Genomic DNA, 16,767 nt, shown 5'->3' on the forward strand with positions numbered 1-16,767 from the left:
GATCAGAACTTGTACTTCAGGCGCACGAACGGGGTGCGGCCGTAGTAGTCGTACTGGGTTGCGAACGGGTAGGTGTTGCCGTAGCGCGACGAGTAGACGCTGCTGGAGATCAGCGGCGGCTTGGTGTTCAGCACGTTCGCCACGCCCACCAGGATCTGCCAGTCGGCCTGGTCGTAGCTGACCGAAGCAGTGTGGTAGAAGCGGCTTTCCAGAGTGGTATCGCGGTAGGAGTTCGGACGGCCCTGGTAGGTGAACTTTTCGTCCAGGTCCGGATCCTTGGTCTGGGCGATGTACTGCGTCAGCCAATTGTAGGTCCAGTCGCCACGCTTCAGGCTCAGGCCCAGGTTGCCGACCAGGTCCGGACGGCCAAGGTCACCCAGGCGGTCGGACGAGGACAGGCCGCTGGCAGCGGCGCTGTCGAACAGCTCGGCGGTGTCTTCCACCGTGTAGGTGATCTGCGAGTCCAGCGAGAACTTGCCGAAGCTGAACTCATGATCCCAGTTCAGGGTCATGTCCCAACCGCGGGTGCGCTGGCGGTTGATGTTCAGGTACTGGGCATACACCTCGGTCACCATGTTCGCGTTTGCGCTGGTGCTGGGATTGCGGCGCAGCAGATCGCAGTAACGGTTCGGATAGGTGGTCGACTCGTAGCAGCCCTGCAGGATGGAGGGCGCACCGAGCGAGGTGATCTGATCGCGCACTTCGTAGTCGAAGTAGTCGATGGCGATGCTCAGGTCGGCGAACGAAGGCGTGAATACGAGGCCGACGCTGCGCGCGCGCGAGGTTTCCGGAGTCAGGTTGCCGTCCTTGCCGCCGCGGGTATACACGGTAGCGCTGGAGTTGCCGGCACCGGTGTAGTCGGCCGGGATGCCTGCCGCGCCGCAGTTGGCCTGGATGCGGGTGTTGTTGCTTTCACCCCAGCGGATGCAGGGGTCGATCTGCGTCTGCGCCAGGAAGCCGGTCTGATTGCCCAGGTACATTTCGTACAGGCCCGGTGCGCGGTACGACGTGCCGATGGTGCCGCGCAGGCGCAGCGAGGGAATGATCTGCCAGTTCAGGCCGAGCTTCCACACGTTGTCCGAGCCGGAGATCGAGTCGTACTTGAAGACGCGGCCTGATGCATTGGCCGACAGCGATTCAACACCCGGCAGGCCCTTCAGCAGCGGAATGTCGAATTCGACGAAGGCTTCCTTGACCTTGTCGTCGCCCTTGGTGCGATCGGCGGTGGTCGAGCCCCACAGATCGTAGTTCTCCGGTGCCGGCTTGTCGTCGATCTTGTAGTTGCGGTACTCGAAGCCAACTGCGGTGGACACGGCGCCGGCCGGCAGGTCGAACAGTTCACCACTGAACACCGCGTTGACGGTGGTCTGGTCGTAGGTGGTTTTGCCGTTGGCCCAGACGCCGAGGATGCTCACCAGTTCGTCGACCTTGGCACCGCTCAGATAGCCCGGATCGAAGTAGTTGGCGGCCATCGTGGTGCCGGCCCCCGGACGACCGATATCGCCGCTGATCGAGTTGCGGATGCCGAGGGTGCTGTACTTGCCGCTGGACCGGCTGTAGTTGGCGTTAACTTCCCACGCCCAGGTGTCGGTGCCCTTGATCAGGCCATCGAGCTTGTTGGCGAAGTAGAAGTAGTCAACCTCGGTGTTGGAGATGCTCTTGAACGGCATGATCGGCTGTGCCGTAGCCGTTGCACTGCCCGGCAGGCGGACGGTCGGGAAGAACTGGCGCCACTGGAAGTTGTCGGTGGTGCGGTTGTTGTACAGGAACTGGGTTTTCCAGTTGAACGAATCGAAACCGAAGTCAGTGGCGAAGTAGACTGACTTTCGCTCCTGCTTGTTGACGATGTGGGACTTGCCGTACTCCTGGAAGTTGTACGGTTCTTCATAGGTGGCAATCGGATTGCCGTTGGCATAGGTCTGGTTGGCGCGCGGGCGGTAGCCCGGGAACGGACCTACCGTGGAGCCATCCGCGCTGGGCACGTAGCGTGTGGTGACCCGGTTGTTGGTCACGTCCACTACGTTGTGCAGCATGTTCTGGCAGCCACCCAGGTTGGTGTTGGCCAGGATCGAGCGGTCGACACGGTCGACGCGGTTGCCATCTGCGTCCCAGACCAGGTCTTCGGCGCACTTGAAGTAGTCGCGGTCACCGCGAGTCAGCTCATTCTGGCGGTACCACTCGACGGCGGCGACGATGCTACCGCGCTCGAAGTTCCAGCCATTGGCCAGCGACGCGGAGAACACTTCCCCGCCGCCTTCGGTCGGTACGCGGCCGGTAACGGTCAGTTCCGGACGATCGAAGTGCTTCTTGGTTATCAGGTTGACCACGCCGGCGACGGCATCGGAACCATAGATCGAGGACGAACCGTCCTTCACGATCTCGGCGCGCTGCAGCACGGCGGTCGGCAGCACGTTCAGGTCGAATGCACCGACGGCACCACGGGTGCCGGCCGGGCCCGGGCGCTGGCCGTCCAGCAGGACCAGCGTGCGGTTGGCACCCAGCCCACGCAGCGAGAAGGTCTGCACACCGGTACCGCCGTTGGTGTTGAAGCCACCGAACTGGTTGGTGATCTGGGTTTCAGCGGCACCAATGGCCGACTTCTGCAGGAACTCGGCGACGTTCACCTGGCCCTGGGTTGCATTTCGTTCTGTATCGATGGTGAAGACCGGCGAGGTGGTCTCGTAATCGGCACGACGGATCAGTGAGCCGGTGACCGTGACCTTGTCAAGGTTGGTCGCCTTCTTGCTTTCATTGGAGGCGCTTGACGCCGCCGATTCCGTTTGTACTGCTTCCTGGGCCAGGACCGGGGCTGCCTGCAGGCAGGTGAGCACTGCCAGGGCGAGCGGCAGGCGGCTTGGCGTAGTAAGGCGGTTGGTTTTGCGCATGTTGCTGGACCCCCATTTGTTATGCTTCGGTTAATGGAGTGTATGTGTCGCGTAAAGTAAATGCAACGTGAATGGACACTCTCTGTAACCTGTTGTTGCTAATGGAAAATTCAGGTTTCAGTATGAAAAACCCCGCCGACCAGAGGTCGGCGGGGTTGTCGGGATTGCCGGGGCGGCAGCGGACTTGCCGAGGATCAGAGGCCGCCGGGACCGCAGTCCTTGGCGAGGAAGTCAGCCATCAGCGGCAGGGTTGCCTGGAAGTGGCTGGGGTACCACGGCATGCTGTGTGGCATGTCCGGGATAAGCTCGAACTTCGCTGGCACCTTGTCCTTGACCGCGTTGTAGAAGTTCCTGGCGTGGAAGGCCGGGGTGCGTACGTCGCGGTCGCCAACGAAGGTCAGGAGAGGAATGTTGGCCTTGGCCGTGTTCTGCATCGGGTCCATGCCCTTCACCGTCTGCCCCTGCAGGATGCGTTGCAGCCTGTTTTCGCTCCAGGAGACACCCAGCCGTGCGAGATCTGTGACGGGAGCGCCAGCGATTGCACACTGGAAGGGCGACGGGGCGCGCACGGTCGCTGCAGCTGCGGCAAAGCCGCCGTAGGAGTAACCGAAAATGGCCAAGCGATCCTTGGCGGCGATGCCCTGTTGTACAAGCCAGGCGGCGGCGTCGTCATTGTCGTCCTGCATCGACAGGCCCCACTGCTTGTCGCCGGCGAGCCAATGCTCTCGGCCAAAGCCGGTGGAACCACGGTATTGCGGGCGGATCACTGCGTAGCCGCGCGAGGTGAAGAAGGGCACCCAGCCCGAGACATCCCATCCCGTGTAGTCACGTGCCCAAGGGCCGCCATGCGGGTGCACCAGGGCCGGAAGCGGTGCATCTCCCTGTTTCCAGCCGGCGGGCAGATCGACAATCGCCGGTATCCTGCGGCCGTCGCGCGCGGTGTAAGTGACCCAGCGCTGCTCGCCGATCTGCTTGCCATCGATCCAGGGGCGTTCGCTTCCCAGGGTGGTGACCTGCTTGCGATCGCTCAGCATGCGGTAGGTCGTAGGCAGGTTGGCCGCGTTGGTAGTGAACAGGACCCGCGACAGGTCGTCGTTGTAGCCGGTGATGGCAATGTAGGTGTCCGGGTAGGCCTTCTTCAGGCCCTCGTACAGCCCCTTCATCTGCGGATCCACATACACGGCTTCACGGCGCGGGCCCTCGAGGTAGAAGCCAAGGACCTGGTTGAAGTTGCTCGGCTTGGTGCCCAGGATCAGGCCGCCAATCGGGTACTGCGGGTGGGCCGCCAGCGGTTCGCTGTCGAAGGTGCGGGTGACCGGGTCATACAAGCGGGCCTGTACCTGCTCGGAGAACCTGTCGGTGAGCACGTACAGCTTGCCTGTCTGGTCGTCGATCCCGACCACATCCATGGTGTAGCGATCGCTCAGGCGCGTGGTCAGCGGGTCATGCTTCTCGAACTGGCCGCTGCTCTTGTTCTTGATCAAGATCTGCTGCTCGTACTCGTTCGAGCCGGCAGGTTCGATCTGGGTGCGGGTCAACAGTTCGCCATCGCGAGGATGGAACAGGCCCGGGGTGGAACGGGCGTCGCCGCGGAACAGCAGTCCGGTCTCTCCGGTGCGCAGGTTGAACAGGTAATAGTTCGACGAAAGCGTGGATTGGTTGACCTGCGAGATGATCACCTTGTCCGGGTCCAGCGGCAGCGAATGCACCAGTGAGGCCGTGCCGGCGATCTCCAGGCAGCGTCGCGTCTGCTCGCTGATGCCAAGCTTGCGGCTGTTGTCGGCAAAGGCTTCGTCGAACTTCGTCTGGCTGCTGTCGGTCAGGTAGGCCTTGGCCAGGAAGGTCTTGGTCGAGCCCACCGAATTACCTTCGCCACAGCCGGCCAGCTGTGCGGTCAGTTCCTGGCGACCGATCACCAGGCTGCGTCCTGCTTTCAGGGCGCTGGCGGCAATGAACTTCATGCGGTCGCCGGAGGGCGTGATGGCGACCGGCCCCGCCCCCATCTTGTCCAGGTTCCAGTTGGCCAGGGCGGTGTCGCCGTTGTTGCTGCCAGGCGCAGCGATGATGGCAACCAGCTGCTTGCCGTCAGGGCTCATCGAGACCGACTGGATCGAAGGGATCCTGGCGAAGTCTTCAACCGGCAGGGGAGTGGGGGCGGCCATGGCCTGACTGGCGGCGAGCGCCAGGACAGCGACCAGTGCGGCAGGGGTCACAGCGGGGTGGTTCATCTTCGGGACGTCCTTGGCGTTGATCCATCAAGATGACCTGAAGATGAACGAGTGCCCGCGGTCCGTCAACTCTGTGTGAATTCTCAGTTCCGCCCGGCCCAATGGGCGCCCCGCCAAGGCGGGGCGCCCACAAGCGTGGTCGGCTTGCTTACTTGCCGCCGAACTCGTACTTGGCCTGCACATAGATCGCACGCCCGTAGGCGTTGTACAGGTAGTTGTTGTACGGCTGGCCGCTGGTGCCGGCGAAGCTGAAGCGCTGGTTGTCCGGCATCTTGTTGAACACGTTGTTGACCATCAGCGACAGGGTCAGGTTGTCCAGCGCACGGTAGTTCACGCTCAGGTTGTAAGTGGTGTAGGAGCCCCACTTGCCTGCCTTGTAGCCGGAGCTGTGGACGTAGTCGTAGCCATTGCCCACATACGCCATGTAGTTCGGCGTCTTGCCGATGTAGTTGGCGTACAGGGTGGTGGTCCACTTGTCCTTGGCCCAGCCGACTGAACCATCGGCACGCACCTTGGCGTACGAGTCGTACACCCACATCGCGTACGGGTCACGCAGCAGGTCCAGGAACTCATCGCCCGGCTGCGGCTGCAGTTCGCGCTTGAGCATGTCGGTGTAGTTGCCCGAGAACTGAAGCGAACCGAAGCGGCCCATGTCGTGCACGTACTTGAAGCTGGCGGTCAGCGCTTCCAGGTTCTGGCGCGCGACGTTCATCTTCGGCGTGTAGATCTCGTCCAGCACGCCGGACGCATCGCGGGTGATCCAGTCGTTGACGTTCTGGCAGCTGGCCGAGGTGTTGTTAGCCTGGCCGCCACGGCAGTAGTACTCGGCCAGCAGCAGCTGGTCGGAGCTGAGCGTATCGACCTCGTTCTTGATCTTCCAGTTGTAGTAGTCCACCGACAGCGACAGGTTGTTGATCGGTGCCCACACAACACCTGCATTCCAGACGTCGGCGGTGATCGGTTCCAGGTCCGGATTGCCGGCGCGGGTGCCGAACACCGAGACGCTGTCATACGGACAGCCGGTGGTATTGGCCGGGTCGTAGCCCAACTGGCCGCAACGGTAGTAGTCGGTGGAGCCGTTGGCGTAGTAGCCGCTACGGCCCTGGAATGCGTCGGAGAGGGTCGGAGCGCGGAACGCCGTGCCGTACTTGCCGCGGAACAGCAGGCTTTCGATCGGACGGAACTCAATGCCGATGCTGTAGGTGGACTTGTCGACGGTGTTGCTGCCGATCTTGAAGGCGTCGTAGCGGCCGGAGCCGGTGACCGTCAGCGTGTCATGCAGCGGCAGGCGCAGTTCACCGGTCACTGCGTAGTTGCTGCGGTGGCCGGCACCGGAAACCGCCGTGGTGCCCCACACGCTGCCATCCATCAGGCCCGGATCAGGGCTGTAGTCCCAGCCTTCGCTGCCACCTTCAACGACCACGGCCAGGCCGGCGTCGCCACCCGGCAGCTTGAACAGCGAACCGTTGGTGACCTGCGCACGGGCCAGGTTCTGCCAGGTACGGCTTTCGCTGTAGCTGTAACCGGTGAAGCTCTGGAAGTCGCCAGACGGCAACGGTGAGTAGAACGCTTCCCAGTTCGGGCTGTAGATGTCGTAGCCGGTGCTGGTGGTGCCCAGTACCGGGCCCAGCACGCGCTGCTCGAAGTAGTCGTTGATCGGGTCGTTCCAGCGCACGAAGTTGCGCTCGGTCAGCTTGTACTCGCCGCGGGTGAAGCTGAGGCTGTAGTCCCAGTTGCCGGCCGTGCCGCGCCCGCCCAGCGTTACCTGGTAGGCCTTGTTGCGGTCGGTGTTCATGATGTCGCGGTAGCCGCCGCCGCCGATGTCCTCCGGAGCGAACACGCGCTGCAGGTTCATGTACTGGCCACTGGCCTGGTCGTAGAAACGGCCCCAACCGGACGAGGTGCCCCACCAGGTGTAGCCGGAACCTGTTGCGTACTTGACCTCTTCCAGGCTGTACAGCGCATCGCCGAACAGCTGGAAGTTGTCATTCACGTCGAAGGTGGCAGAGCTGTAGATCTGCGCGCTTTCCTTGCCGTTCTTGATGGTCTTGTAGCCGGTGCCATAGGTCGAGCCACATGCCTGGCCGGTGGGCCGGGTGCCGAGCACGGTGGTGCCATCGAACTGCCCGGCCACATTGGCGCACAGGTTCGGGTCCATCATGGCGTAGGCGTTGTTGGCAGCCGGCAGCAGCACCAGGAAGTCGTTGGAGACGTACTGCGGGCTGTAGCCGTCGGGATTGTTGACCTTGGTCAGGTCACGCTGGTAACCCCAGATCGGGCTGGTCTTTTCGTACTGCACGTTGACCAGGGCATGGAAGCGATCATCGACGCCATTGAAGCCGCGGGCGCCGCTGAGGCGGAAGCTGTTGCCGCCGCCTTCACTGTAGGCGCCGCCACGTACGTTGAGGACGCCACCATCCATGCGTTCCTTGAGGATGATGTTGACCACGCCGGCGATCGCGTCCGAACCGTAAAGGGAGGACTGGCCACCCGGCAGGATCTCGATGCGCTCGACGATGTCGATCGGAATGCCGCTGATGTTGTTGAACGTATCGCCGCCGTTGTACAGCGCCGGATACGAAAGCATCGGGCGGCCATTGATCAGGTATTTGGTATAGCCCGGGCTGAGGCCGAACATGCCGGCCGCTTCGGCGCCCTGGGTGAACGAAGCCGAAGTCTGGCCACCCTGCAGGCCGCCGGTGGACAGCGAGGACTGCTGCAGTACGTCGGCGACGCTGGTGAAGCCTCGGGTCTGGATGTCCTCGGCGGTCACGGTCAGGACCGGTGTGTGGTTCTCGATCTCGGTCTGCGGAATCAGCGAGCCGGTGACGGTGACACGGTCGAGCTGGGTCGGCGCGTTGCTGCTCTGTGCCAGGGCGGTGCCCGAGGCGAGGAGGGTGCCGAGCAGGGCGAGGGTCAGTGGGTGGCGTGGGAGTGTGGAACGATGGCGAGACATGGTGAATCCCCGTAGTGAGCAATGTCTTGGCGACCGGCCTCCTTGCCGGTTTAACAATCTGTTCAGTTGCATTCCATTCAGTTGGACCGTAACACGCGTTTAACGCGTTCAACACGCAACCGTCATCTCGTCAAGCGGTCTTTGAGTTCAAAACAGCCCTGAAATCAATGGCTAACGACAATTGTTTTGGTGTGTTTCAAAACATGGCAATGTGCGATGGATCCTTTCGTACTGCACGCAACGCTTCTGCATCAATGGGTTGCGCTAGCTGCGACGCCGATGTCCGTTGCCTGGATCGCGGCCGCTCGACCGCCTTCTGCGAGCAAAAAAAAGGCCCCGCCGAAGCGGGGCCTGGTCCAGACACGAAGTCCGGAAAACGACGGGATCAGAAGTTGTACTTGACCTGGGCCGAGATCTGACGGCCGTAGACGCTGTAGAAGCCGTCGTTGAACGGGGTCGATTCGTTGCCCGGGTAGTTGTAGCGCTGGCCTTCCGGCAGCTTGTTGAACACGTTGTTGACCATCAGCGACAGGACCAGATCTTCCTGTGCCTGGTAGTTCATGCTCAGGTTGTACGTGGTGTACGAACCCCACTTGCCGGCCTTGGCGCCGGAGGAGTGGACATAGCCGTAGCTGCGGCCGGTGTAGGCCAGGTAGTTCGGGGTGCTGCCGACGTAGTTGGCGTACACGGTGGTGGTGAACTTGGCGATGTTCCACGCCACCGACAGATCGCCGCGGACCTTGGCGAAGTTGTCGTAGTACCACATGTTGTACGGATCGCTCAGCAGGTCGAGCTTGGCGGCACCCGGCATCGGCTGCACTTCACGCTTCAGCATGTTGGTGTAGTTGCCGGAGAACATCAGCGAGCCGAAGCGGCCGATATCCTGCTGGTACTTGGCCGCCACGGTCACCGCTTCCAGGTTCTGGCTGGCAACGTTGAGCTTCGGCGTGTACACGCGGGTCAGGTTGCCACCGGCATCGCGGGACACCCAGTTGGTCACGTCACCGCAGCTGGCCGAGGTGTTGTTCGGCAGGCCGTTGTGGCACTGGTACTCGGCCAGCAGCAGCTGGTCGCTGCTGAGAGTCTTGACCTCGTTCTTGATCTTCCAGTTGTAGTAGTCGGCCGACAGCGAGAAGTTGCTGACCGGGGCCCACACCACACCTGCGCTCCACACATCGGCGGTGATCGGCTTCAGGTCCGGATTGCCGGACTTTTCGCTGTACACCGAGGTGTTCTTGTAGAACGAGCAGGCCTCATCACGCAGGCCATAGCCCAGCTGGCTGCAGCGGTAGTAATCGTTCTGGCCGGACGAGTACGAACCGCTCATGCCCTGGAAGGCATCGGACAGGGTCGGTGCGCGGAAGGCGGTACCGTACTTGCCGCGCAGCAGCAGGCTCTCGATCGGACGGAATTCCAGGCCGATGCTGTAGGTGGCCTTGTCAACGGTCTTGTCGGCGATCTTGAAGGCGTCATAGCGGCCCGACGCGCTGACGGTCAGCTTGTCGTGCAGCGGCATGCGCAGCTCGCTGGTGACCGCGTAGTTGCTGCGGTGGCCGGCACCGGCGACGGCGGTGGTGCCCCACACATTGCCATCGACGAACGCCTGGTCCGGCGAGTAGTCCCAACCTTCGCTGCCACCTTCCAGCACGACGGCCAGGCCGGCGTCACCGCCCGGCAGGCTGAACAGCGAGCCGTTGGTCACCTGCACGCGGCCCAGGTTCTGCCAGGTCTTGCTGCGGTGGGTACCGTAGCCGGTGAAGCTGGCGAACTGGTCCGGAGTGATCGGCGAGTAGAAGGCCGCGTAGTCCGGGTTGTAGATGCCGAAGCCGCCAGCCGAGGTGCCCAGGCGCGGGCCCAGCACGGTCTGGCCGAAGAAATCTTCGATCTTGTCCTTCCAGCGTACGAAGCGGTTCTGGTCCAGGCGGTACTCGCCACGGGTGAAGCTGGCGCTGTAGTCCCAGTCGCCGACCATGCCCTTGCCGCCCAGGGTGACCTGGTAGGCACGGCTTTCGTCGGAGTTCATGATGTTGTTGTAGTGGCCCGGGCCGATTTCTTCCGGCGCGAAGGCACGCTGCAGGTTCACGACCTTGCCCAGGCCCTGGTCGTAGAAGCCGCCCATGACCGACTTGGTGCCCCACCAGAGGGCGCTGGAGCCGGAGGTGAACTCGGTCTTTTCCTTGCTGTACAGCACGTCGGCGAACAGCTGGAAGTTGTCGTTCACGTCGAAGGTCATCGACGAGTAGAACTGGCCGCTGTTCTTGCCGTTCTTCAGGGTCTTGTAGCCGGCGCTGTACACCGAACCGCAGGACTCGCCCGACGGGCGCTGGCCGACCACGGTGGTGCCGTCATACAGCCCTGCCACGTTGGCGCAACGGCTCGGGTCCATCATCAGCAGCTTGTTGTCAGCGTTGGTGATGACGGCGAAGTCGTTCGACGGAACCTGGGCGGTGTAGCCGACCGGGTTGTTCTGGCGGGTGATGTCGCGCTGGTAGCCCCAGATCGGGCTGCCATTCTCGATCTGCACGTTGAACAGTGCATGGAAGCGGTCATCGAAGGCATTGATGCCCTTGGCAGCGCTGAAGCGGATGTTGCTGCCACCGCCTTCAGTGTAGGTGCCGCCACGGAGGGTCATGGTGCCGCCGTCCATGCGCTCCTTCAGGATGATGTTGACCACACCGGCGATCGCGTCCGAACCGTACAGCGAGGACTGGCCGCCCGGCAGCACTTCGATGCGCTCGACGATGTCGATCGGAATGCCGCTGATGTTGTTGAAGGTTTCGCTGCCGTTGTACAGCGCCGGATACGAGAGCATCGGGCGGCCGTTGATCAGGTACTTGGTGTAGCCCGGATTCAGGCCGAACATGCCGGCTGCCTCGGCGCCCTGGGTGAACGAACCCGAGGTCTGGCCGCCCTGCAGGCCGCCGGTGGTCAGCGACGACTGCTGCAGCACTTCAGCAACACTGCTGAAGCCGCGGGTCTGGATGTCTTGTGCGGTGATGGACATCACCGGGGTCTGGGTTTCAACCTGGGTCTGCGGGATCAGCGAACCTGTGACGGTGATCTTGTCCAGGTTGGTCGCCTTGTCCTGGGCCATTGCCGGGGAGGCGGCCATCAGAGCGGAAATCAGGGCGACGGCGAGCGTATTGCGACGTGCGGTGTTGCTTACGTATTTCATGTAGTTCCATTGGAGAGCAAAAACAAAATCGGCACTGCGCATGCGCCATCGTGCGCGCTGGAAAGCCAGCTTCGCAGCCCAAAACAGTGCTCTGCGAACGTAACATGAACTTAACAATCTGTGCACGAATCTGTAGCAACCCTGAATTTCAGTCAGGTTGCGTCCAGCTTGTATGATGTTGGGTTATTACCCCTGACCCCGCCGGTGCTCGTTGTGAACAGTTCTCCCCGCCGTCCCCATGCCAGCCAGGTCCAGAAGGGACTGACGCCGCATGCCCGCATCCGCAACGTGATCGCGGTCGGCTCGGGCAAGGGCGGTGTCGGCAAGTCGACCACGTCGGTCAACCTGGCCGTGGCGCTGCAACAGTTGGGCGCGCGCGTCGGCGTGCTCGATGCAGACATCTACGGCCCGAGCGTGCCGGCCATGCTGGGCCTGTCCGGTCGCCCGGAAAGCCCCGACAACAAGAGCATCGAGCCACTGCGCGCATTCGGCGTGGACACCATGTCGATCGGCTATCTGATCGAAGAGGACACGCCGATGATCTGGCGCGGTCCGATGGCCACCTCGGCGATGACCCAGCTGTTCAACGACACCCTGTGGGACGACCTGGACTTCCTGCTGATCGATCTGCCGCCGGGTACCGGTGACATCCAGCTGACCCTGACCCAGAAGATCCCGTTGGCCGGGGCGGTGATCGTCACCACGCCGCAGGACATCGCCACCCTGGATGCGAAGAAGGCGCTGAAGATGTTCGAGAAGGTCGAGGTGCCGGTGCTGGGCATCGTCGAGAACATGGCAGTGCATACCTGCAGCAACTGCGGCCATGTCGAGCACCTGTTCGGGGAGGGCGGTGGCGAGCGCATGGCCGCGCAGTACGGCGTGCCGCTGCTGGGTTCGCTGCCGCTGCAGATCGGCATCCGCGAGCAGGGCGATGCCGGGACGCCCATCACCGTCGCCCAGCCGGACTCGGTACCGGCGCAGGCCTATCGTCATGCCGCACAGCGCCTGATCGAGGAAGTGGGCAAGCGCCCGCGCGCCTCGATCCCGATCCTGTCGTCGCTGCTGTAAGGGACGGGGCAGGGGCCGGCGACGATGCCCGGCCCCCTGCTAGAATCCTCGCGCCCCCTCGTATTCCCCAGGACAAAGCATGAGCATCAAGAGTGACCGTTGGATCCGCCGCATGTCCGAGCAGCACGGCATGATCGAGCCGTTCGAGGCCGGGCAGGTCAAGCAGGCCAACGGCGAGCGCATCGTCAGCTACGGCACCTCCAGCTACGGCTATGACGTGCGCTGCTCGCGCGAGTTCAAGGTGTTCACCAACATCAACTCGACGATCGTCGATCCCAAGCATTTCGATCCGGGCAGCTTCGTCGACATCGTCGGTGACGAGTGCATCATTCCGCCGAACAGCTTCGCGCTGGCACGCACGGTCGAGTACTTCCGCATTCCGCGCGACACCCTGGTGGTGTGCCTGGGCAAGAGCACCTACGCGCGCTGCGGCATCATCGTCAACGTGACCCCGCTGGAGCCGGAATGGGAAGGCCACGTGACCCTGGAATTCAGCAACACCACGCCGCTGCCGGCGCGCATCTACGCCAACGAAGGCGTGGCGCAGATGCTGTTCTTCCAGGCCGCAGCCGATGACGTCTGCGAAACGTCGTACCGCGATCGTGGTGGCAAGTACCAGGGCCAGACCGGCGTGACCTTGCCGCGTACCTGACTGCCTGCGTCAGCGCGTATCGGTAGCGCCGGGCCATGCCCGGCGTTTCCGTTTGTGGGGCTGCGCGCTGCTTTCGCCGGGCAGGGCCCGGCGCTACCTTATTTCCCGCGACCGAACAGCATCGCGATACCGACGCCGACCAGCGCCACCGGCCACCAGGTCAGCAGCAGCTTGGACAGGTTCAGGTGGGTCCAGCCCAGGTTGCTGGCGAGCATGAACAGCCCGACCAGGATCAGCAGGACGGCGGCAACGAGGTTGAATCGCATCGGTCGGCAACGGCTCAGGACTGGGCCGGATATCCTAGCCGTTCCTTCCAGTAGGCGACATGCTGGTCCAGCGCTGCCGGCTCGTAGCGGTGCGCCGGGCCGCTGCCCCAGACCGGTCCCGGCCAGGCCGGATCGCCGTCGTGGCGGCCGATCACGTGGAAGTGCAGCTGGCGCACGATGTTGCCCAGCGCGCCGATATTGATCTTCTCCACCCCGTCGGAACCGTGCAGGGCCTTGCAGGCGCGGTTGAGCTCGGTGCGCAGCTTGTCCTGCTGCTCGCCGTCCAGCTCGATCCACTCGGTCACCCCGGCCAGGCGCGGTACCAGCACCAGCCAGGGGAATCGTTCGTCGTTCATCAGCCGCACTTGCGACAACGGTCCTTCCGCCACCAGCACGCTATCGGTGGCCAGGCGTGAATCGAGTTCGAAATCGCTCATCCAAGATGCTCCGAGAAGAAGTCCAGGGTGCGTTGCAGCGCCAGGGTGGCGCTGTCTGGATCATACGCATGTCCGACCTCCCGGTTGAAGGCGTGATCGGCCGGATAGACGTAGGTGGCCATCTGCGGCAGCTTCTGGCGATGGGCCTGGATGGCGTCCGGCGGGATGCTCTTGTCCTGGGCGCCGAAGTGGAAAATCACCGGGGCTTTTGGCGTCTCATCGAGGAACTGGACGTTGCGAGCACCGTAGTAGCTGACCGAAGGCAGGCCCAGGCGCAGTGCGGACAGCAGGGCGACGCTGCCGCCCCAGCAGTAACCGACCGTGCCGACCTTGCCGTAAGGGGCCAGCCGGGTCGCTGCGGCACGGACCACCTCCAGTGCCTTCTCCATGCCCAGAGCGGTCACCCGCTCCAGGCCCTGCTTCACGCCGTCGGCGTCGTAGGGCAGGGCGTCCGGATCGGCATCAGCGCCATCGACCAGGTCGAAGAACGACGGCGCCAGCACCGCATAGCCTTCGGCGGCAAAGCGCTCGGCCACGCTGCGGATGTGCGGGTTGGCGCCGAAGATTTCCTGCACCACCACCAGCCCGCCGCGCGGGGTGCCCTCGGGCAGGGCCTGCCAGGCGCGGACAGGGCCATGATGCGTATCCAGGGTGATCCACTCGGCCATCGTCATCTACCTCGTTGTGGGGAACCGGACTGCATTGTCGGTGCTGCGCGGGTTAGCGCGGTGTCAGCGGCTGTGCGTGATCAGGCGGCTGGCCATTCAGAGCGCGGCCGCCAACCCCGGTATACTGGCGCCCTTTCAGGCCCCGGCCCCCAGGAACCCCTGCCACGACGGCAGGGGCCCAGGCCCCCAGAGTCCCGCGATTCCATGTCCCAGCTGAACCCCAAAGTCGGCTTCGTCAGCCTTGGCTGCCCGAAGGCCCTTGTCGATTCCGAGCGCATCCTTACCCAGTTGCGGTCCGAGGGATACGACATCGTCCCGTCCTACGATTCGGCCGACGTGGTGGTGGTCAACACCTGTGGCTTCATCGATTCGGCGGTGACCGAATCGCTGGACGCCATCGGCGAGGCGATGAACCAGAACGGCAAGGTGATCGTCACCGGCTGCCTGGGCAAGCGCCCGGAACAGATCCGCGAGGCCTATCCGAACGTGCTGGCGGTGTCCGGCCCGCAGGACTACCAGAGCGTGATGGAGGCCGTGCACGAAGCGCTGCCGCCCAAGCACGACCCGTTCGTGGATCTGGTGCCTGACTACGGCATCAAGCTGACCCCGCGGCATTACGCGTACCTGAAGATTTCCGAAGGCTGCAACCACAAGTGCAGCTTCTGCATCATTCCGTCGATGCGCGGCAAGCTGGTCTCGCGCCCGGTTGATGAGGTGCTGCGTGAAGCCGAGCGCCTGGTGCGCGGCGGCGTGCGTGAGTTGCTGGTGGTGTCGCAGGACACCTCTGCCTACGGCGTGGACGTGAAGTACGCCGAGAAGATGTGGCGCGACAAGGCCTACCAGACCCGCCTGAAGGCACTGTGCGAAGGCCTGTCCGAGCTGGATGCGTGGGTGCGCATGCACTACGTCTACCCGTACCCGCACGTGGACGAGGTGGTGCCGCTGATGGCCGAGAACCGCATCCTGCCGTACCTGGACATCCCGTTCCAGCACGCCAGCCCGCGCATCCTGCGTCTGATGAAGCGCCCCGGCGCGGTCGAAAAGACCCTGGAGCGCGTGCAGAACTGGCGCCGCATCGCGCCGGACATCACCGTGCGCTCCACCTTCATCGTCGGCTTCCCGGGCGAGACCGAAGCCGAATTCGAAGAGCTGCTGTCGTTCCTGGACGAAGCGCAGCTGGACCGCGTCGGTGCGTTCGCCTACTCGCCGGTCGAAGGTGCCACCGCCAATGACCTGCCCGATGCAGTGCCGGAAGAAGTGAAGCAGGAGCGCCTGGCCCGATTCATGGAAAAGCAGGCGCAGATTTCCGCCGCACGACTGGAAGCCAAGATCGGCACCGTGCAGCAGTGCCTGGTCGACGCCATCGAAGGCGATATCGCCGTGGCCCGCTCCAAGGCCGATGCCCCGGAGATCGACGGCCTGGTGCATATCCAGAACGCCGATCAGGTGCCGCTGCGCGTGGGTGAGTTCGTCGACGTGGAAATCACCGAGAGCGACGAGCACGACCTGTACGGTGACGCGCTGCCGGCCGCCACCCGCCCGGCATTCGATCTCAAGATGCTGTGACCGCAGCGACGACCGCCGCCGGTGACGGCAGCGGTGTCCGTCGCTTCGTGCCGCCGCCGCGTGCGGCGGTCGACGCCACTGTATTCGAGCACCCGGTGTTTGCGGGGTTGAAGGACTTCCATGACCTGCTGGCTGGCCGCGAATGGCCAGCCATCGCCGATCTGGATGTGCGGCTGGGGCTGCCGGGACTGCACCTGGTCGAGCAGGATGCCACGCTGCTGGCCGACGGCCTGCACTACGAAGTGCGCATCGCACAGGGGCGCCTCGCGACCCGTGCCGACAATTGGCACGACCTGTTCAATGCGCTGGTGTGGGCACGCTATCGGCAACTCAAACATGCACTCAATGCGCGGCAGTGCATGCATATCGAGTCCATGCCGCCGGGCCAGCGCAACCGCGCGCAGGCCGCGCTGACCCAGTTCGACGAAACCGGCGTGATCGTGCGCGTGCGCAATCACGCGTTGCTGGCTGCGTGGGATGCGCACGACTGGCGCGCGTTGTTCGAACCTGCGCACTGGCAGAGCGGCGACATCGCCATCGCTGCGGTATTCGGCCATGCATTGATGGAGCAGGCGGTGCTGCCTGGACGCAGGCTGGTGGGCAAGTGCGTGGTGGTGCAGGGTGATGCCGACGCGGAGTGTGTCGATGCCGTCGCACGGGCCATCACCGTGGGCGGGGTACTGACGGATCCCTTGCAACTGCGGCCCCTGCCGCTGGCTGGCATTCCCGGCTGGTACGAGGTGCAGGATGCTGCCTTCTACGCAGATGCCGACTATTTCCGCCCGCTGCGTGCCGGCCGCGCGTATCCGGCGCCGTTGCCTGGCGGTAGAGTCGACTGTTAGTCGACTGCTCTTCCTGCAGCACCG

11 protein-coding genes are annotated in these 16,767 nt (G+C 63.6%); 4 read left to right on the forward strand and 7 right to left on the reverse strand.

What is annotated here, in order from left to right:
• Positions 1–2: 2 nt before the first annotated feature.
• The 4 genes from DI041_RS11770 to DI041_RS11785 form a co-directional block, all read right to left on the reverse strand.
• Positions 3–2,885 carry a TonB-dependent receptor plug domain-containing protein gene (locus tag DI041_RS11770; protein ID WP_136639366.1) on the reverse strand — a complete coding sequence of 961 codons (2,883 nt, stop codon included), beginning with the start codon at positions 2,883–2,885 and terminating at the stop codon, positions 3–5.
• Positions 2,886–3,079: 194 nt separating this feature from the next.
• Complete coding sequence (locus tag DI041_RS11775) at positions 3,080–5,113, reverse strand: alpha/beta hydrolase family protein (protein WP_136639367.1); 2,034 nt, start codon at positions 5,111–5,113, stop codon at positions 3,080–3,082.
• Between the two features lie 148 nt (positions 5,114–5,261).
• Complete coding sequence (locus DI041_RS11780; protein WP_046983578.1) at positions 5,262–8,069, reverse strand: TonB-dependent receptor domain-containing protein; 2,808 nt, start codon at positions 8,067–8,069, stop codon at positions 5,262–5,264.
• A gap of 385 nt (positions 8,070–8,454) precedes the next feature.
• On the reverse strand, positions 8,455–11,244 hold the full coding sequence (locus DI041_RS11785) for a TonB-dependent receptor plug domain-containing protein (protein WP_136639368.1): 2,790 nt from the start codon (positions 11,242–11,244) through the stop codon (positions 8,455–8,457).
• A gap of 213 nt (positions 11,245–11,457) precedes the next feature.
• On the opposite strand from DI041_RS11785, the gene apbC reads away from it, so the two are divergent.
• Together apbC and dcd are read left to right on the forward strand one after the other, a co-directional pair.
• Positions 11,458–12,312, forward strand: coding sequence for an iron-sulfur cluster carrier protein ApbC (apbC, locus tag DI041_RS11790; protein WP_049447715.1), 855 nt, complete (start codon positions 11,458–11,460; stop codon positions 12,310–12,312).
• Positions 12,313–12,391: 79 nt separating this feature from the next.
• Complete coding sequence (gene dcd / locus DI041_RS11795) at positions 12,392–12,964, forward strand: dCTP deaminase (RefSeq protein ID WP_012511735.1); 573 nt, start codon at positions 12,392–12,394, stop codon at positions 12,962–12,964.
• A gap of 98 nt (positions 12,965–13,062) precedes the next feature.
• On the opposite strand, the gene DI041_RS21260 is transcribed toward dcd, so the two are convergent.
• Genes DI041_RS21260 through DI041_RS11805 form a run of 3 tightly spaced genes read right to left on the reverse strand, consistent with a single transcriptional unit; the run spans position 13,063 to position 14,335 of the window.
• Positions 13,063–13,230 carry a LiaI-LiaF-like domain-containing protein gene (locus DI041_RS21260; RefSeq protein ID WP_046983580.1) on the reverse strand — a complete coding sequence of 56 codons (168 nt, stop codon included), beginning with the start codon at positions 13,228–13,230 and terminating at the stop codon, positions 13,063–13,065.
• A gap of 14 nt (positions 13,231–13,244) precedes the next feature.
• Positions 13,245–13,667: an HIT domain-containing protein gene (locus tag DI041_RS11800; protein ID WP_006381641.1), complete on the reverse strand. Its 423-nt coding sequence runs from the start codon at positions 13,665–13,667 to the stop codon at positions 13,245–13,247.
• On the reverse strand, positions 13,664–14,335 hold the full coding sequence (locus tag DI041_RS11805; RefSeq protein WP_136639369.1) for a dienelactone hydrolase family protein: 672 nt from the start codon (positions 14,333–14,335) through the stop codon (positions 13,664–13,666). Before DI041_RS11805 ends, DI041_RS11800 begins: the two co-directional genes overlap by 4 nt.
• Positions 14,336–14,539: 204 nt before the next feature.
• Here DI041_RS11805 and rimO point away from each other — a divergent pair, with 204 nt between their 5' ends.
• Together rimO and DI041_RS11815 are read left to right on the forward strand one after the other, a co-directional pair.
• Positions 14,540–15,901: a 30S ribosomal protein S12 methylthiotransferase RimO gene (gene rimO / locus DI041_RS11810; RefSeq protein WP_049436796.1), complete on the forward strand. Its 1,362-nt coding sequence runs from the start codon at positions 14,540–14,542 to the stop codon at positions 15,899–15,901.
• A complete protein-coding gene (locus tag DI041_RS11815; RefSeq protein WP_136639370.1) occupies positions 15,898–16,743 on the forward strand; it encodes a DUF3025 domain-containing protein in 846 nt (281 codons plus the stop codon). Before rimO ends, DI041_RS11815 begins: the two co-directional genes overlap by 4 nt.
• Positions 16,744–16,767 lie beyond the last annotated feature (24 nt).

The sequence above is a fragment of the Stenotrophomonas maltophilia genome (assembly GCF_004920835.1).
Classification (GTDB): domain Bacteria; phylum Pseudomonadota; class Gammaproteobacteria; order Xanthomonadales; family Xanthomonadaceae; genus Stenotrophomonas; species Stenotrophomonas maltophilia_AQ.